19 protein-coding genes are annotated in these 16,760 nt (G+C 37.7%); 17 read left to right on the top strand and 2 right to left on the bottom strand.

The window, feature by feature from the left end:
• Nucleotides 1-248: 248 nt before the first annotated feature.
• Nucleotides 249-494, bottom strand: coding sequence for a membrane protein insertion efficiency factor YidD (yidD, locus tag AAZO_RS00375; RefSeq protein WP_013189756.1), 246 nt, complete (start codon nucleotides 492-494; stop codon nucleotides 249-251).
• A 43-nt stretch (nucleotides 495-537) separates the two neighbouring features.
• Between yidD and AAZO_RS00370 the strand changes: the two genes are divergently transcribed.
• The 14 genes from AAZO_RS00370 to AAZO_RS25550 all read left to right on the top strand — a co-directional run bounded on the left by AAZO_RS00370 (nucleotide 538) and on the right by AAZO_RS25550 (nucleotide 12,740).
• Nucleotides 538-1,248, top strand: a complete 711-nt coding sequence (locus tag AAZO_RS00370; protein ID WP_013189755.1) for a diacylglycerol/polyprenol kinase family protein — start codon at nucleotides 538-540, stop codon at nucleotides 1,246-1,248.
• Nucleotides 1,249-1,533: 285 nt separating this feature from the next.
• Nucleotides 1,534-1,923 carry a CTB family bacteriocin gene (locus AAZO_RS00365; RefSeq protein ID WP_013189754.1) on the top strand — a complete coding sequence of 130 codons (390 nt, stop codon included), beginning with the start codon at nucleotides 1,534-1,536 and terminating at the stop codon, nucleotides 1,921-1,923.
• Nucleotides 1,924-2,324: 401 nt separating this feature from the next.
• Entirely contained in the window at nucleotides 2,325-2,708 is a 384-nt protein-coding gene (locus tag AAZO_RS00360; protein WP_013189753.1) for a CTB family bacteriocin, read from the top strand.
• A 481-nt stretch (nucleotides 2,709-3,189) separates the two neighbouring features.
• Nucleotides 3,190-3,561 (top strand): CTB family bacteriocin, encoded by a 372-nt coding sequence (locus AAZO_RS00355; protein ID WP_013189752.1) that lies wholly within the window; start codon nucleotides 3,190-3,192, stop codon nucleotides 3,559-3,561.
• Nucleotides 3,562-3,603: 42 nt separating this feature from the next.
• The gene (locus tag AAZO_RS00350) at nucleotides 3,604-3,903 is read left to right on the top strand and encodes a CTB family bacteriocin (protein WP_013189751.1); all 300 of its coding nucleotides are present in this window, start codon (nucleotides 3,604-3,606) and stop codon (nucleotides 3,901-3,903) included.
• A 114-nt stretch (nucleotides 3,904-4,017) separates the two neighbouring features.
• On the top strand, nucleotides 4,018-4,341 hold the full coding sequence (locus AAZO_RS00345; RefSeq protein WP_013189750.1) for a CTB family bacteriocin: 324 nt from the start codon (nucleotides 4,018-4,020) through the stop codon (nucleotides 4,339-4,341).
• Nucleotides 4,342-5,327: 986 nt separating this feature from the next.
• Nucleotides 5,328-6,848 (top strand): HlyD family secretion protein, encoded by a 1,521-nt coding sequence (locus AAZO_RS00340; protein ID WP_013189749.1) that lies wholly within the window; start codon nucleotides 5,328-5,330, stop codon nucleotides 6,846-6,848.
• A gap of 93 nt (nucleotides 6,849-6,941) precedes the next feature.
• Nucleotides 6,942-9,110 carry a peptidase domain-containing ABC transporter gene (locus tag AAZO_RS00335; RefSeq protein ID WP_013189748.1) on the top strand — a complete coding sequence of 723 codons (2,169 nt, stop codon included), beginning with the start codon at nucleotides 6,942-6,944 and terminating at the stop codon, nucleotides 9,108-9,110.
• Nucleotides 9,111-9,144: 34 nt separating this feature from the next.
• Complete coding sequence (locus AAZO_RS00330; protein WP_013189747.1) at nucleotides 9,145-9,462, top strand: hypothetical protein; 318 nt, start codon at nucleotides 9,145-9,147, stop codon at nucleotides 9,460-9,462.
• 422 nt (nucleotides 9,463-9,884) lie between these two features.
• Entirely contained in the window at nucleotides 9,885-10,154 is a 270-nt protein-coding gene (locus AAZO_RS33040; protein ID WP_013189746.1) for a hypothetical protein, read from the top strand.
• A gap of 982 nt (nucleotides 10,155-11,136) precedes the next feature.
• On the top strand, nucleotides 11,137-11,376 hold the full coding sequence (locus AAZO_RS34660; protein ID WP_013189744.1) for a hypothetical protein: 240 nt from the start codon (nucleotides 11,137-11,139) through the stop codon (nucleotides 11,374-11,376).
• Nucleotides 11,377-11,637: 261 nt separating this feature from the next.
• Nucleotides 11,638-11,850: a hypothetical protein gene (locus AAZO_RS00315; RefSeq protein WP_013189743.1), complete on the top strand. Its 213-nt coding sequence runs from the start codon at nucleotides 11,638-11,640 to the stop codon at nucleotides 11,848-11,850.
• A gap of 182 nt (nucleotides 11,851-12,032) precedes the next feature.
• The gene (locus AAZO_RS34655; RefSeq protein WP_187289571.1) at nucleotides 12,033-12,194 is read left to right on the top strand and encodes a hypothetical protein; all 162 of its coding nucleotides are present in this window, start codon (nucleotides 12,033-12,035) and stop codon (nucleotides 12,192-12,194) included.
• A gap of 21 nt (nucleotides 12,195-12,215) precedes the next feature.
• The gene (locus AAZO_RS25550; protein WP_049790490.1) at nucleotides 12,216-12,740 is read left to right on the top strand and encodes a transposase family protein; all 525 of its coding nucleotides are present in this window, start codon (nucleotides 12,216-12,218) and stop codon (nucleotides 12,738-12,740) included.
• Between the two features lie 404 nt (nucleotides 12,741-13,144).
• Here AAZO_RS25550 and AAZO_RS00305 read toward each other — a convergent pair whose 3' ends face one another.
• Nucleotides 13,145-14,038, bottom strand: coding sequence for an alpha/beta fold hydrolase (locus tag AAZO_RS00305; RefSeq protein ID WP_013189742.1), 894 nt, complete (start codon nucleotides 14,036-14,038; stop codon nucleotides 13,145-13,147).
• A gap of 349 nt (nucleotides 14,039-14,387) precedes the next feature.
• On the opposite strand from AAZO_RS00305, the gene AAZO_RS00300 reads away from it, so the two are divergent.
• The 3 genes from AAZO_RS00300 to frr all read left to right on the top strand — a co-directional run bounded on the left by AAZO_RS00300 (nucleotide 14,388) and on the right by frr (nucleotide 16,643).
• Complete coding sequence (locus tag AAZO_RS00300) at nucleotides 14,388-14,912, top strand: redoxin domain-containing protein (RefSeq protein WP_338027003.1); 525 nt, start codon at nucleotides 14,388-14,390, stop codon at nucleotides 14,910-14,912.
• Between the two features lie 467 nt (nucleotides 14,913-15,379).
• Nucleotides 15,380-16,108, top strand: coding sequence for a UMP kinase (gene pyrH, locus AAZO_RS00295; RefSeq protein WP_013189740.1), 729 nt, complete (start codon nucleotides 15,380-15,382; stop codon nucleotides 16,106-16,108).
• Nucleotides 16,095-16,643 carry a ribosome recycling factor gene (gene frr, locus AAZO_RS00290; protein ID WP_013189739.1) on the top strand — a complete coding sequence of 183 codons (549 nt, stop codon included), beginning with the start codon at nucleotides 16,095-16,097 and terminating at the stop codon, nucleotides 16,641-16,643. Before pyrH ends, frr begins: the two co-directional genes overlap by 14 nt.
• Nucleotides 16,644-16,760: the final 117 nt, after the last annotated feature.

Here is a 16,760-nt window from a genome sequence, read left to right as displayed (position 1 = left end):
AAATAGCTTTTTTTATACAATAAGAAAGCTGGAACTTTGACGTGTATAATTTATTTATATTTCCATGGCTACTGGATTTTTAAAAACTATAGTTCTGAATTCCCTGTAAATGTAGTTTATTTATGCTACTTATTGAAGTGCGGAATGTGGGATTAACATAAGTTGCCAATTAGGAGCGCCTCACAAATGGTAAACTACCCCCTACGAATGAAAGAAACTGTTTTTCTTCACCTGCACCCTAGTTTTGGTCAATCATGATGGTCACAACAGGATTTTTCCGCTAGTCCTGGTACAGGATCATAACCACCAGGATGGAAAGGATGACAGCGTAAAATCCGCAAAGTTGCCATCCAACCACCACGCAGTAGCCCAAAACGTTCGATCGCTTGGATAGCATACATCGAACAAGTTGGTTGAAAGCGACAAGTAGGAGGAAAAAGAGGAGAGACGAATAACCGATAGCCTTTAATAATCCAAATCAATAATATTTTCATAGCCTAAATCTAATAAAGTAGTGATAGAAGTCAAGAACTTTCTGTGTTGATTACATTATTTCCTGGTTTGGAATCTATTTCTCTATTGTGGCTGCAAATTACCCTTGCTGCTGCTTGGGTTGTATTGATAATCCTTATCGCTTGGGGAGTCAGTCGTTTTACCAACAGTGAACCAGAAATCATCCGCAAAATCGTGCATATTGGCACTGGGAACGTAATTTTGATCGCTTGGTGGTTAAACATTCCAGCCACTGTGGGTATTACAGCTTCGATTTTCGCCAGTATCATCACACTATTGTCCTACATCTTCCCAATTTTGCCAGGAATTAATAGCGTTGGCCGCCAAAGTTTAGGAACATTTTTTTACGCTCTCAGTATTGGTATTTTAGTAGCTGGATTTTGGTATTTACAACAACCACAATATGCTGCTATAGGAATTTTAACTATGGCTTGGGGAGATGGACTAGCAGCTTTAATTGGGCAACGTTTTGGTAAACATAAATATAAACTTTTGGGCTCAAACAAAAGCTGGGAAGGTTCTTTTACAATGACATTCCTTAGTTTCCTAATTAATATGTTTATTTTATTGGGAACACAAGGAAACATCTGGCAAACATGGGTAATATCAATACTTGTAGCTATAGTAGCGACTACATTAGAAGCTTTTTCATTTTTAGGTATTGATAATTTAACAGTTCCTGTTGGTAGTGCGGCCTTAGCTTATAGCTTAATTCAGATACTGGTGCTTAATTGAATAGCTAAATACTAAGTTATACATTGCTTGCAATATACCCTCAGAAAACTGAAGAATCTGTATGGATTTAGCAAGTAAAGTCAAAAACATAAAATATTTAATATACCTTCTCTAAAGGTATGATTATATCTGTGAAAATTAAAAGACTTTATATCTACTTTGAGAAGTAGAACTACCAAATTCGAATTCTATCCCTAGATTTATGAATTGGTGAGGAAGAATGCTTATAGTTGGGTTATTAGGTGGCGATTCACCGAATTTCTTAAGTGAGGCTAAAAATTAATTATGCCAAATCAAATAAATGCGTCCGATTTGTTTGTTGTCTTATCTGATCACCAACAAGAGTTTTTAACTGGTGGGGCTGACTTTGAACTAGCTGGTAGTAACTATGCCAACAGATTAGCAAACCTGCAAGGTACCACAGCTTCCGGCCCTGCTGGTAGTACTGGTAACTCTATTGGTACAACTTCCGCTGTCAACACCGCAGCCCAGGACTTGTTGGGATTAGGTGCGCCGACAGTCCCAACTGTTGGTGCGTTGGGTGCAGCGCCAATTCTCAATGGTCTAGCAGCAGCCCCATTAGCAGCTGCACCAGCCGCAGGTTTAGGTGGACTAGGTGGCTTGGGCGCTCCTGGCTTTGGTGGTTTAGGTGGCTTTGAACCTGGCATTATCTAAATCAGTTCAACCTTGTCACCATTCCCACAGGTGGCTAGAAAATTAATTTTCATACCATATCACTTCGCCTATCTAGACTTGGGAATGGTGTATCGGGGTGATCAAAGAGGCAAATACCCAGGTTTTTCTCGATACCCCTACCCAAACGACAACTGTTATTTCCCATAACTAACTGATGATTATAGTTCAGTTACATCAAGGTGCATCTTGATCTATGCGGTGCTGCTGGTACTTAGCAAACTGAGCGTTCTGGGTTTCCTATTGTTTGTTGGGAGTTAGCAAGCAGACATTCCATGACAGATGCTGTAGGCTTTCTTGTTACCCAAAATAACACTGCATACATACATAAGTAATTCTTTGGAATCCTTTATTTGATTATTACGTAAGTGAGGCTAAAAATTATGTCAGATCAAATAAACGCATCCGACTTGTTTGTTGCTTTATCTGATGACCAACAAAAATTTTTAACTGGTGGGGCTGACTTTGAACTAGCTGGTAGTAACTATGCCAACAGATTAGCAAACCTGCAAGGTACCACAGCTTCCGGCCCTGCTGGTAGTACTGGTAACTCTATTGGTACAACTTCCGCTGTCAACACCGCAGCCCAAGACTTGTTGGGATTAGGTGCGCCGACAGTCCCGGCTGTTGGTGCGTTGGGTGCAGCGCCAAGTCTCGATGGTCTAGCAGCAGGAAATCCAGCACTAGGAGCCGATGCTTTCATCAATCCTGTCCTTACCAGTCCTCTAGGAGGCTTAGGTTTAGGAGCGCCCGGAACACTTTTGTAGAAGTCTTAGGATTTGTGTAACAATAAACTGAACAGTTTTTATATGGAAGTTGGATTAACAATCCATTTTCGATAAAAATTGTACAACTTATTTTTACATGATGCTTTAATAGAAGACCTATTGGTATATTTGCCGTAGGCAATTAGCAAATTTTGCCGCATTCCCTTTTCTTATCAAGAAACTGTATTTTGGAAATTAGAGCGTTTCAGGTATCTAGTTCCATTTGTCATTTGAAATTTGGGATTGTGAAAAGTTTACTTCATAATTTTTTCAGCAATTCATCTGTGGCAATCATTTTTCTAATTCGTATAAGTTTCTGTCTCTTGGGAAGTAGCAAGTAAGTATGGATTATAGGAGCTTTTATATTATTTTCTTAACTGCAAACTCTGAATTATCTCACTTTTATAAGAGAGATAATTAAATCCATGATTCAGTTTCTGGAATCCTGTATTTGAATATTACGCAAGTTGCGCCAAAAATCATGTCAGTGCATATTATTATATCCAATTTGTTGGCAGATTTATGTGAACAGCAACAGGAGATTCTAACTGGCGGTACAGACTTTGAGTCATCTGGCAGTAATTTTGCTAACAGACTAGTTATGTTACGAGGGTCTGTATTTTCTGGACCAAACGGTAGTTTCGCAAATTCATCAGGTCAAAGTTTACAAGTCAATACCGCTGCACAAGATTTATTGGGATTGGGTGCGCCATCTATACCTAACTTTCCGGCTTTGGGTTCTGCACCAGTTCTCACTGGCTTACCCGCAGAATTTACAACAGGGTTAGGTGGTTTAGGTCGCTTATTAGGTTTAGGTGACTTCGGACAAAGTTTTAGCGGTTTTGGCAGATGAATAAATTCAGCCAAACTAAAAAACTATGGGAGGCAAACAATCATGTCATGTCAAATTATCATACTCAAATTATTTGTTGAGTTATCTGAAGGGGAACAGGAATTAATGTCTGGTGGTGCTGAACCTCAGATTAATAACAACAATTTTGCTCAAAGAACTGGAAATACAAATTCAACCAATAAGACTGGTATATTAGGCAATGTTTCTCAGATTAATAGCCAACTAGCTGATGTCAATAGTGGTGGACAAACAATTTTGTCATCTGATGCTCTGGGAGTTTCTCCTATGGGTGGTGTAAATAATTTTGCACCCAGCCAACCATTTTCATCAAAAATAGTTTAGTAAGTAGAATACTCATGAACCTAAAGATTTTGTTTCTTTTATTTGTAACAAAGAAATCACGCTATCTGTGGGGCTTTACCAATTTAAAAGCTAATTTAACTAAGGTGAACAATCATGTCAAATTCCATCACTATACAAAAACTGCTAGTTGAGTTATCTGATCAACAACAGGAGCTTTTATCTGGTGGTCAGGCTGGGTCTGCTGATCCACTTCTTACCCCTATTACTGCTCTCAGAGGCAGACCAGTAAATCCAATTGGTAAAGCTATCAATGATGGTTCAGAAACTAAATTGGGTAATAATACTCTACAAGGAGTAACTAATTCTAGACTACTAGGTAGTATTGGTAATTCCACTGGACAGGGTGAGGGTACTAGTACTGGTGCAGAAGATATTATGATTTTGCCAGCATTTTTGGGTTTCAGTCAAACACTCTAGAGTTTATGGTTTCTCATTTCAGAAAACTTTGTCAATTTTGGCAGACTAAAATCTCCGCCATTTATACATTAATACAACATAATTCAAGAGTCAGAAGTCAGGTTTTCGGTTTAAATTATGTACTTAATTTACCTGCAATATGCTGTAGCTAGAACAAATGTGCTGTATACAGCCAATTTTTGTATACAAAATTTATTCCCAAATAAATTTGGAATGATTAAACAGTTAAGTTTGAGGCTTGAGTAAGTTTTTTACATCAAATTTATTTTACTGTTTTCTTTGTCTAGTAAACACTGACAATTTAATTGTCATAGTTATCATTTCATTGTGATTGGCTAAATCAGTAATTTAAAACTCAATCGGCAAGTAAATATGTGGAATCTGGTGTTTGTAATTAGGAAGGGGGGAGAGGAGATTCTTACTACTCGCTCAACGTAAGTGAGGTCTTTGAGTGAGATTGAGCGTTCTCCTCTGTTTTTTTCTCAGCGTTGCCCACGTCAGAGATTGAAAGAAAAGTTTTTGCTATGGTCAGCCGTTACTTTTCGTATCCCCCACTAATGATTATAGAGGATTCTTGACCATGATGTTTACTATTGTGAGAGACTTATTTTATTCTGGTGCTGTTTACTTGAATTAAGACCTGTTGTTATCCTGTTTTGACAAGGTTGATATTTCGGATATTCTTTATCTTCACCAAAAGATAGAGGGAAAGATATCTTTTTTGAAGGGTATTTCTCGAGAGGTGGTTCTGAATAATCGCCGAACTATAAAATGTTAAACTTGGCTGCTTGATTATTTTTCTCCAAGTAGAACACTTTTACAAATTTTTACTACTCTCTGAGGACAGGTTACTTCAGACAGTGATTTTTCTGTGAAATGGGATTTGCAATTAAGTTATGTGGAGTTATCTAAGCCGTCTCAATATCACCTGCGAACCCAGATAATCCTTATGTCTGTTGATATTTAAAACAAAAAGGTGCAACACTGTGGACTATTTACGCCGCTATGAAAATAATGTTTGGAATGGATCTCATGATCCAAATTCTGAACATCTGCATTTAGTTGAAGTTAATGAGTTTCTACCCCAAATTCACAAATGGACTAGCATTGGTGTGGGGGTAATGTTGACTATTTTTGTAGTGGGTGTAGGTTTGACAACTGTACTCAATTACAAAGTAACAGTAAAGGTTCCTGCCAGTATTAGACCGATGGGAGAACTAAGGCTAGTTGAGTCAGCCATTTCTGGTCAGGTGCAAAAGATTGTGGTTAAAGACAATCAGATTGTAACTCAGGGGGATGCGATCACTTACGTTGATGATTCCCGTCTACAAACCCAAAAAAGCCAACTACAAAGTAATATTCAGCAAGGTCAATTACAAATTGTACACATTGATGCTCAACTAGGTGAAATTAATACTCAGATTTCGGCACAGGCAAATTTAAATAATCGCACAATTTTAGCTGCACAAGCTGAGTTAGGTGGTACTCAACGCAACTTTGATGATCAACAAATCAAAGCTAATGCAGAAATGTCACAAGCCGAAGTGGCTTTAAGATTTACGAAATCACAACTTGAACGCTTACAACAAGATAGAGTATTAACCACAACGATAGATGAAGCACAAACAGCGTTAAATCTTGCCAAGTTGCAAAGAGATAGATTGCAAGTGATCGCTAATTCTGGTGCAATATCTCACAGTATGTTGGAAGAAAAACAACAAGCCGTTAAATCTGCCCAAGCCAAGTTAGAACAAGCTAAGAACAACGCTGAAACTCTCCTTGAAGAAAAACAACAAGCCCTAGAAATTGCTCGAACAAATCTATATAAAGCAAGAACAGCTATCAATCCTAGTAATTCTGCGGTAATTATCGCATCGGAACGAATAAAACAAGAAGAAGCTAGGAGTGAAGCTACCTTAGCCGCTTTGAAAAAAGAACTTCAGACTCTACTCCAACAACGTCTAGAAATTCAAAAGCAGCTTATTCGTGGTCGTCAGGACTTGCTACAAACACAAACTGATTTGAATCAGAGTGTAATTCGCGCACCTATTACTGGCACTTTACTACAATTAAGACTTCGCAACCCTGGACAAGTGGTACAACCCAGTGAAGCGATTGCTCAGATCGCTCCCTTGAATGCTCCTTTACAAATCAAGGCTTATGTACCTGCTCAAGAGATTAACAAAGTAGAAGCAGGTCAAAAAGTCCAAATGCAAGTTTCTGCTTGTCCTTATCCAGATTACGGCACTCTCAAAGGCATTGTCAAAAACGTTGCCCCAGATATTTTTCCAGTTGCACAAACCCAATCTCAAAATAATACAGCCGCAAATATTCAGCAGGTAAATGGTTATGAAGTAACTATTGAACCAGAAACATTATATGTAGGTAGAGGCGATCGGCAATGTCATCTCCAACCAGGAATGCAAGGTCGAACTGATATTATTTCCCGTGAAGAAACTGTAGTGCAATTTATTCTCAGAAAAGCTCGACTAATTACTGATTTATAATTAGTCATTAATCATTGGCTACTAGTTGTTGGTCATTAGTTGATTTACAGACGTTTTCTGTTTTTAAATTTTGAATTTCAACTTTTGTATTATATGTTTAATCCATTCAAATCTCAAAAACAATACCAATCTGTTTTACAGGCAAGTGAAGAAGACTGTGGTGCAGCTTGTCTAGCTTCCATTTGCAAATATTACGGACGCTTCTTAACCATAAATAAAAGCCGAGAAGCCGTAGGAACAGGACAACTAGGTACAAGTTTATTAGGTTTAAAACGTGGATCTGATAATTTAGGATTCAATGCTAGAGCTGTTAAAGCCTCACCAGAACTTGTAGATAGAATCACAGAAATTCAACTACCAGCAATTATTCATTGGCGCGGTTATCACTGGGTTGTTTTATATGGACAACGGGGTAAAAAGTATGTCATTGCTGATCCGGCTGTAGGTATTCGCTATATCAAACGCGAAGAATTAGTAGCAGCTTGGAACGGAGTCATGCTCTTACTGGAGCCAGATCCAGAGCGTTCTTCTCAACAACCCCAAGAAAAACCTCACGGTGGGTTGTTACGCTTCTTCATGCGAATATTGCCCTATCGGGGATTACTCACTCAGGTATTGATGATCAATATTATCCTGGGTATCCTAGCTCTAGGAACTCCTGTTTTAATTCAATTACTAACCGATGATGTCCTGGTGCGGGGAGATATTCAGCTACTTACAGTAGTAGTATCTGCTGTTGTCGTTATGACCATATTTAGTAGTAGTTTACAAGTCATTCAAGCTACTATGATTGCTCATTTTGGGCAACGATTGCAATTAGGCTTAGTCTTAGATTTTGGACGCAAAATACTGCAATTACCCTTAAATTACTATGAGTCTCGCCGCAGTGGTGAAATTACAAGTAGGTTAAGTGATATTAATGAAATTAATCAATTACTTTCTCAGGTAGTAGTTCTTTTGCCTAGCCAAATTTTTATTGCCGTTATTTCATTTTGCTTAATGATGTTTTATAGCTGGCAATTAACAATAGCTGTAATTGTTTGTGGTGTTTTAATGACTTTATCAAGTCTGCCATTTTTGCCAATTCTTCAACAGAAAAACCGCAGTATATTAGTTTTAGGAGCAGAAAATCAAGGGGTATTAGTAGAAACTTTTAAAGGCGCACAAGTAATCAAAACAACTAATGCTGCTCCTCAATTTTTGGATGAATTTCAAACCCGTTTTGGTCGTCTAGCTAATCTTACTTTCAGCACAATTCAAATTGGTATTATCAACGGTACTATTGCAAAACTTCTTTCTACTCTTGGTGGTGTAATTCTACTGGGTATAGGCAGTATGTTAGTAATTAGCAACAAATTAACTATTGGTCAGATGCTGGCTTTTAATGCCTTACAGGTGAATGTTTTAGCTTTAATTGGTTCTTTGGTAGGATTAGTAGATGAATATTTCCGTTCTCAAACTGCAATTTCTCGTTTGCTAGAAGTTATTGATGCCACACCGGAAGTAGTTGGAGGTAGTGAAAAGCCTATTGCACAAATCGCTGTTGATGCTGATATTCATTTCTCTCATCTTACATTTCACCACCCCGGAAGAGTTGATTTATTAGAAGATTTTTCTCTTAAACTTCCGGGTGGAAAGGTGATTGCTTTAATTGGTAAATCAGGTTGTGGTAAAAGTACCTTAGCAAAATTGATAGCAGGTTTATATCAGCCAACTTCAGGTAATATTCGCATTGGGGTTTTTAATATCCATGACCTTTCTCTTGATTGTTTGCGACAACAAGTAGTTTATGTACCCCAAGAACCTCATTTTTGGAGTCGATCAATTTTAGAAAACTTTCGTTTAGGAACACCTTCTATTCCTTTTGATCAAGTTGTTAAAGCCTGTGAAATTGCTGATGCCGATGGTTTTATTAGTCAATTACCTAACAAGTATCAAACGGTGTTAGGAGAATTTGGTGCAAATCTTTCTGGTGGACAGAGACAACGATTAGCGATCGCACGCGGAATACTTACCAATCCACCCATTTTAATCTTAGACGAAGCAACCGCAGGACTAGATCCAGTAAGCGAAACTCATGTCTTAGATCGATTGTTCGCATCTCGTAAAGGTCAAACCACAATTTTGATTACCCATCGTCCCAGTGTGGTTAATCGAGCAGATTGGATAGTGTTAATGGATAAAGGTCAAGTAGAACTCCAAGGTAGCCTAGAAACTTTTCTTTCTCAGAAGGGAGAGTATATGAAGTTTTTAACTATATAAAATTAATGCTCTCGTCTTGTAAGGATTTAACACTATGGCAGATAATCACACATCTAACCATCAGGCACTATTTCATGATTTATCTGAAGCAAATCAAGAAATATTAATTGCTGGGCAAGGTTTTAATGTTATTGGTAAAACTGACTTTTTCTTCCAAAAAACTGACATTGACAGCGCCGCAGATAGTGACTTAAATCTAGAAGGTAGTGAATCTATTACACAAAGTAGTAAATATAAGTTATCACAAATTAGCATAGGTACTTCTTTCACTTTTGGTATACCCATAATCAATTATCCTGGTAACAAATTGAGTGATTTTTTACCTAATTTCCTAAATAAATTGTTTTCCTGAAGCACAAATCTGGCTCTTGCCTTGTTTTTATGGTGATTTAGGACCAATTATAGCATAACCCTTACCCCGCAAGGGTTATGAATAACTATGCTCTGTCTTGAATGAAATGCCTATGAAATAAACCCAGTTTTCCTTAAAAATAATTCAAGAACCGGAAATTTAAAATTTAAACATCATTGTGTAGATAGAAAATAATATATATATTATTTTCTATCTCTACATTTTTGTTGCTTATATAAAGGAATATCACTAATAATATATATCTCGTAGACTTTACTTCTTCTCTGAAAAAATCATGAGTTAAAAGAGACAAATTTATTTAAAAAAAATATAACTAGAGTTCAATTTTATTAAAAAAAAAAACATTAATAATAAAAGCATAGGTGATTACACACCTAAATATGTTTTTGAGGTCAATAATCATGTCAGATAAAATCAAAAAATCAGATTTAGTTGCTGAATTATGTACAGAAGAACAACAGCTTCTTTCCGGAGGTCAATACGGTATGGGCAGGTATCCTGGTAGTAGCTACCAAGGTGGTGATGGTTATCCTGGTAGTAGCTACCAAGGTGGTGATGGTTATCCTGGTGGTGGCTACCAAGGTGGTGATGGTTATCCTGGTGGTGGCTACCAAGGTCGTAAACGTTACCCCACCTATATCTGTCGTCCTATTTACGGCTACGGTTACTAAACCAGCACCATCTAGAGACTAACAGTTCTGTAAGTTAGACTTTTCAATTACTACAGGGAGGAGAAAAAACATCTAATTCACTCAACGTAATCAAAATGAAAATTAGAATTTGAGAGAATTTAAATAATCTCTTCTTCTCCTCCTTTGCAGTGATGACAATCTTGTTTTCGATTTACTGAGTTTTGTCATTTCCCTACTATCCGATATTTAAAAAATCGGATCTTACCTAAACATTGACAACTGTAACAATGTAAGTGAGGCAACTCATCATGTCTAATCAAATCAATAAGTCAAATTTAGTGGAATTAACAATAGAAGCACAACAACTTATATCCGGGGGATATTGCGATTATTCCCCTTGCTATAAACCTCCTAAATGCTGTGGATACAAACCCTACTGTAAGTCTACACCCTATAAAGACTATGATTACTCTTCCTGGTACTCATAAGAACTAACATCCAGTAAGTAAAGTCCCGAAAATAGGCTAGGATAGTTTGTGTTTTTCAAAACTCTAATTCTAGTTTGAAGAGGAAATTTAGATAACTTCACTTTTTATAAATCGAGTTTTGTAGAACTCGAAACCCTAATGAGTGTCTTATCTTCTTGAAGATTGAGCAAATATAGCAGCCAGCTAATGTCTAAGCTACCCTATGGGGGGCAGCGCACGCCATTTATAACCTGATCTTTCAAGGTTTTCTTAATTACATTGGCAACTGCTATAACAGATAATTATCTCAGATAAGAAACCTCTAGACTCCATATCTGATTTTCTCTTCAAATTTCTAAAAATAATAAATATACACAAATAGAATTAATTTTAAAATAAATAATCAAGCATCTAATTCATGATCTCTTAATCTATAACAACCAAAAGGTAGAAGTTTGAGTCCATTAAATTATCACTAGGGAATTATTGGATTTATTGTTATTTGTGTTTATAAAAATAGTATGGATTGATAACACCAATTGAGGCTAGAAATTATGTCAGAGAAACACATCACATCTGATTTGGTTCAGGAGATATCCAGCGAAGAACAGCAACTTCTATCTGGTGGCTGGGGCGGTGGTCCCTGGGGCGGTGGTCCCTGGGGTGGTGGTCCCTGGGGCGGTGGTCCCTGGGGCGGTGGTCCCTGGGGCGGTGGTCCCTGGGGCGGTGGTCCCTGGGGCGGTGGTCCCTGGGGCGGTGGTCCCTGGGGAAGAAGACATCACTATTGGTACTAGTGAGCTAGACAAATCCACAAAATAGATATCCAATTCCTTTTAGTTAAGGGTAAAAGAGCAAAGATAAAATATTTTGATTTACCACTTACTCTTTACTCTTCATCCCTTAACCTTTCCTATTTTTCTCATCAACTTTTTTCCGAAGATATAATTAGATCTTTATTTACCACTTTAGATTAGTTTCATCCCTGCAAAAAAAGATTTTTATTAATAAAGATATTAGGTCATAAACACCTATTTTTGTAAGTGAGGCTAAAAATCATGTCAGTTCAAATCCTTAAATCTGAATTATTTGTGGACTTACCAACAGAGGAACAAGAGTTAGCATCTGGTCGGCTTGGCTATGCTGGTTTGGGTGGGTACAGCTATGGTCTACCTGGTGCCGGATTGGGCTATGGTGGTAGTCTAGGCTATGGTGCTTATCCTAGTATGGGTTGCTATGGTGTCTTACCAGGTGCCGTTTTTGGCTATTAATAACTTCAGAGAACTATCCCATAATTGTTACAAGCTGATTAACTAAAGGGGTAGAAAATCACTCATCTAGCTAACTCAAGATTGAATCTATTTTGGGTGAGTTTAAGCAGTATAAGAGACCTTTCTTTAAAAGAAAGGTTGTATGGAAATAAACAGAAAGAATGTAACTGTGTATATCAATCATGACAAGTCCCCTAGCAAGAATAGAATCATACCTCCAGGAATCAAAAAGATTAATTGCAATTAAGTATGAAGACTTTATCACATTGGTGGAATTAGCAGAAAAAAGGTATCTAGAGAAACAAGCAGAAGTTGAAAAAAGAAAAATTAGGTTAATAGTGTAGGGAGGAGGATTTAAAGCAGAAATGACCCCAAAAGAGGGAGTATGTCTATGCCTAGTAGACCTGAGACAGAAGCCAACATTTAAAATTCTAGGATTAGTGTTTGATCTATGGAGGACAAAAGCAAATAACACATTTCATTATTGGGTAGAAATTCTGAGGAAAATTTTACCTGTGTCCCAAATAGAAGAAGCAAAAAGAGATAAGCAAAAATATCAAGAATTATGGGAAGGACTGAGTGAGTATCTATTAATAATAGATAGTGCAGAACAAGCTATAGAAAGACCAGGTAACTATCAAAAGCAGAGAAAATATTATTCAGGCGAGAAGAAAATACACACTCTGAAAAATAAATTTAGAGTATTGCCAGGAGGTGAAGATATAGTTGATATTCCTATTGGACAATTAGGTAAGATAAGCGATATTACACTATTTAGAAATAATCGCCAAAACCTAGATGCCAAACAAAGATTTTTGGGAGACAAAGCTTATATAGGAGAAGAATTTATTACCACAGCTTATAAGAAGCCCAAAAAAGCTGAGCCTTGAGAGATTCAACAAGAAGAAAATATAATCAAGAACAATTGGTGTTGAACATCTCATATGTAGAGTCAAAACTTTTCGAATGGCTAGTGATAGATTTCCCTTAGCTGGACATCGTTATAATCCGGTGATAATGGCAGTATTTGGATTAGTTAGGTTAGATCTAAATTATTCATTTATACTAAGTCATGATCTTTAAATTATCAGCCTTAAGATTATCTTTTTTAGAAAGCTATGTTCCTTAAAACTTTTAATAATTTTGATATTTTCATCCCCAAACCCATATTTTTGCCTTCAGCCATAATTAGTGTTTCATCCCAGTTATAGTTCGTGTAATGCTTTCACAGTAAGCTTTTTATCTTTTGTGGACAAGTCTATTGTTTATATTTTGGAATTAAATGGTGAAAATATCATATTGATAGCTCACGAATCCAATCCTGTAAAATAGGATTTACCAATTCAGGCGCTTCATCTTGGGGGCAATGTCCCACTCCATCTAAAGCAATAAACTTCTGAACTTGAGGAAAATTAGCTAACTCTTTACCCAAATTAATCGGTTCCCAAGGGTCAGCCGTTCCCCATAAAATAATTGCTGGGCAAGATAGTACGGGTAAAAGGTCTTCTGGTAAAGGTCCACTCGAATAGGATGTAAAGGCTAAAAATACAGCCGCAGCACCAGGATCATTTGCTGGTTTCATGAGAATATCTACTAACTCATCGGTCACAGTTTCCCCGTTACCATACGCTTGGAGGAGAATCTTCCGTACCGTTTTTGGTTTAGCTAGTTGACTAAAAAAGAATTCACCCACTGTGGGAATAGATAAAAGTTTTTGCAGAATTGGCGCACCAACGCGCTTTGTCCAAGGTAAAGTTACTCGTTTGCAATCATGTAATAACCTTAGAGAACAGTTGAGTAAGGCAGTTCCCAAAGCTATATCTGGGTTACTAACAGCAGCTTGCATAACGACAATGCAACCGATAGAATTTCCCACTAAAAATGCAGGTTCTCCCACCACTTCCCGACAAAAATCTGCTATTTGTTGTCCCCAGCTTTCAAGTGTGTAGGTAATTCTTTCGCCTGGTACTGGTTTCGCTGAAGCACCAAAACCAATCAAGTCAATCGCATAAACTCGACATTTTTCTGCTAAAGCTGGTATATTTTTGCGCCAGTGCAACCATGAAGCACCAAAGCCATGTACTAAAATAACCGCAGGTCCAGCATTGCCCTGAGTCTGGTAACTAATAGGGAAGCCTTGCCAAGTCCAAGTTTTTGTTGAAATAAAAGCATTTGTATAAGTTGTCATAGAAAATTTAAGTTTCAAATATATATATTGAATCAGGATCTGACTGTGGTGCGGTTAATTTAAACGGATACATATTAAGTAGTTTAGCCTATCTTTAAATAAAATTTACATAAATATTATAACTGGGAATAATGAAACAAGTATTAATATCAGATCAGTAGTTTTACAATTTACGTCAACCTGTACTAGTATAAAGTTAATTGAATATAGAACGAAAGCTCAAGCCTGGTTTTACACCTGAAAACTAACGCTGATTTTGAAAAAGTTTATGTTCCTAGTTCGTTTGGACAAGACAAAATGATTATACTAGAAATAATAGATACTCCTATTGGAGGTTATGCTCCTGATTTTGAGTTGCCAAGAATTGATTCATGTCCATCATATGAGCCGCTATCGGGAAAATTTACGCACCGTATGCGTAATTTATATGTGTAAACTCTGTCCTTATATGCAGCTATATCTAGACAGGCTAAAAAGAATTCAAACTGAATTTTCCGCTGATGCTTTTACACTGCTTGGACTCAACACTGCTAATGGTAACAATGATGTGAGTGCTGAATCAGAATTTGGTGCTGTGTCAACTTTTGAAAATATGAAAGCTTTTGCCCAGCAACATGAGTTAAATTTCCCTTATATATGGGATTCAAACCAAGATGTGACTTGCAGTTTTGGGGCAATCAGTACACCAACTGGTGATTTAATTGATAATGAGGGAATTTTGGGTTACAAAGGTCAAATCGACAATCACCCCAGACATCCATTGATAGAGGGAGTAGATTTTTTGAAAAATGTGAGCGCAGCTTTATTTCAAGGACAAGAAATCCATCCAGCACAAACAGAACAGATTGGTACGCCATTAATATGGCGTAAATAGACATATTGCATTATAAGATAACTAATTATCTAACTATTTCCTCTGAATCTACATACAACTGGAGTCAGAAGTCAGGTGTTAGGAGTCAGGAATCAATTCCTACTAAATAATTTATAGTTAACAGGTGGGATTCATCATCAACATCATGTTCATTATGTTGCACTTAACTAAACCGATTTAAAACTCAAGACCCGTGTTTATCAATGTCATAATATTCAATGTTCAACGTTTATAATCACGATAGATAGAGATTAAGAGAAGGTTAATAACCTGTTAGATGCACCATAATGAATTTGTACGCCAGGCTCTGGCGGAAGTTACGCCCGTAGACAAGAAGTAGCCTTCTACCTTTGTGGAAGCGGGAAATAAACAACAATGTATGTATGGCTTGCGACAAGCTGCACTACCAGCATTGTATAAGTTTTATTGAGCAGGCAATTGCAACTTATTTGATAAAGCGTGACTTCATGGGAACGAATTACCGACGGGTTTTACTTAAACTAAGCGGTGAAGCCTTAATGGGCAACATGGGCTATGGCATTGATCCAGAAGTAGTCAAGGGAATAGCTCAGGAGTTAGGAGAGGTAGTAGCCACTGGCGTTCAAGTCGCTATTGTCGTTGGCGGCGGCAACATTTTTAGAGGCGTTAAAGCTGCATCGGCAGGAATGGACAGGGCAACAGGTGACTATATAGGGATGATTGCCACAGTAATGAATGCCATGACGCTGCAAGATTCCCTAGAAAGAATAGGGGTACAAACGCGGGTACAAACGGCGATTGCTATGCAAGAATTAGCAGAACCGTATATTCGTCGTCGTGCCATTCGGCATTTAGAAAAAGGACGAGTGGTAATTTTTGGGGCTGGTTCAGGAAATCCCTTCTTTACTACAGATACCACTGCTGCCTTAAGAGCAGCAGAAATCGAAGCAGAAGTGATTTTTAAAGCCACCAAAGTAGACGGAATCTACGATGCTGACCCCGAAATTTATCCTGAAGCCAAACGTTATTCAACCCTCACCTACACCCACGTTTTGGCCAAAGATTTGCGAGTCATGGATAGTACCGCAATTGCCTTGTGTAAAGAAAACAATATTCCCATTTTGGTATTTGACCTAACGGTGCGAGGAAATATCCACCGAGCAGTAATGGGAGAATCTATTGGCACCCTTGTGGGAGGTTCTTGTGAAATTAGCTGAAGCTGAAAGCAAAATGCAAAAAACTGTTGAATCAACTCAACAGGCTTTTAATACCATTCGCACTGGTCGAGCCAATGCGAGTCTATTGGATAGAATCCAGGTGGAATACTATGGTTCACCTACTCCCCTGAAATCATTGGCAAACATTTCCACACCTGATGCCTCAACAATCCTGATCCAGCCTTATGATAGGAGCAGTTTAAACATACTTGAAAAGGCAATTTCCTTGTCAGATATAGGTATAACCCCTAGTAATGACGGTTCTGTTATTCGTTTGAACATTCCGCCTTTAACAAGTGATCGCCGGAAAGAATTTGCCAAATTAGCTGCTAAGTATGCCGAAGAAGGACGGGTAGGCATTCGCAATATCCGCCGTGATGCCCTCGATTCCATTCGCAAACAAGAAAAAGCTGCCGAAATTTCCGAAGATGAATCAAGGGATCAGCAAGACAAACTGCAAAAACTTACCAACAAGTACACAGAAAAAATTGATCACTTGTTGACAGAAAAAGAAAAAGACATCACAACCGTCTAAGAGGGTATAGGGGTGTAGGGAGCAGGGGAAAAAATTAATTCTTTCTTCTGATAGCGTAGCTTGGCCTTAACTGAACTCCTGATAGCGTTAAAGTATTGTGCCATAGGCATAGCGTGG

The sequence above is a fragment of the 'Nostoc azollae' 0708 genome (assembly GCF_000196515.1).
GTDB classification, from domain to species: Bacteria; Cyanobacteriota; Cyanobacteriia; order Cyanobacteriales; family Nostocaceae; genus Trichormus_B; species Trichormus_B azollae.
The sequence above is the reverse complement of the archived record's forward strand: the minus strand, read 5'-3'. Positions and strand labels throughout refer to the sequence as shown.

What these genes read in the sequence shown, in the direction of transcription:
- AAZO_RS34655 (WP_187289571.1), top strand. Translation starts at nt 12,033, where the DNA reads ATGACAAGTCCCCTAGCAAGAATAGAATCATACCTCCAGGAATCAAAA.
- yidD (WP_013189756.1), bottom strand. Translation starts at nt 494, where the DNA reads ATGAAAATATTATTGATTTGGATTATTAAAGGCTATCGGTTATTCGTC.
- AAZO_RS34660 (WP_013189744.1), top strand. Translation starts at nt 11,137, where the DNA reads ATGTCAGAGAAACACATCACATCTGATTTGGTTCAGGAGATATCCAGC.
- AAZO_RS00335 (WP_013189748.1), top strand. Translation starts at nt 6,942, where the DNA reads ATGTTTAATCCATTCAAATCTCAAAAACAATACCAATCTGTTTTACAG.
- AAZO_RS00345 (WP_013189750.1), top strand. Translation starts at nt 4,018, where the DNA reads ATGTCAAATTCCATCACTATACAAAAACTGCTAGTTGAGTTATCTGAT.
- AAZO_RS00355 (WP_013189752.1), top strand. Translation starts at nt 3,190, where the DNA reads ATGTCAGTGCATATTATTATATCCAATTTGTTGGCAGATTTATGTGAA.
- AAZO_RS00350 (WP_013189751.1), top strand. Translation starts at nt 3,604, where the DNA reads ATGTCATGTCAAATTATCATACTCAAATTATTTGTTGAGTTATCTGAA.
- AAZO_RS00315 (WP_013189743.1), top strand. Translation starts at nt 11,638, where the DNA reads ATGTCAGTTCAAATCCTTAAATCTGAATTATTTGTGGACTTACCAACA.
- AAZO_RS25550 (WP_049790490.1), top strand. Translation starts at nt 12,216, where the DNA reads ATGACCCCAAAAGAGGGAGTATGTCTATGCCTAGTAGACCTGAGACAG.
- AAZO_RS00330 (WP_013189747.1), top strand. Translation starts at nt 9,145, where the DNA reads ATGGCAGATAATCACACATCTAACCATCAGGCACTATTTCATGATTTA.
- AAZO_RS00365 (WP_013189754.1), top strand. Translation starts at nt 1,534, where the DNA reads ATGCCAAATCAAATAAATGCGTCCGATTTGTTTGTTGTCTTATCTGAT.
- AAZO_RS33040 (WP_013189746.1), top strand. Translation starts at nt 9,885, where the DNA reads ATGTCAGATAAAATCAAAAAATCAGATTTAGTTGCTGAATTATGTACA.
- AAZO_RS00305 (WP_013189742.1), bottom strand. Translation starts at nt 14,038, where the DNA reads ATGACAACTTATACAAATGCTTTTATTTCAACAAAAACTTGGACTTGG.
- AAZO_RS00360 (WP_013189753.1), top strand. Translation starts at nt 2,325, where the DNA reads ATGTCAGATCAAATAAACGCATCCGACTTGTTTGTTGCTTTATCTGAT.
- pyrH (WP_013189740.1), top strand. Translation starts at nt 15,380, where the DNA reads ATGGGAACGAATTACCGACGGGTTTTACTTAAACTAAGCGGTGAAGCC.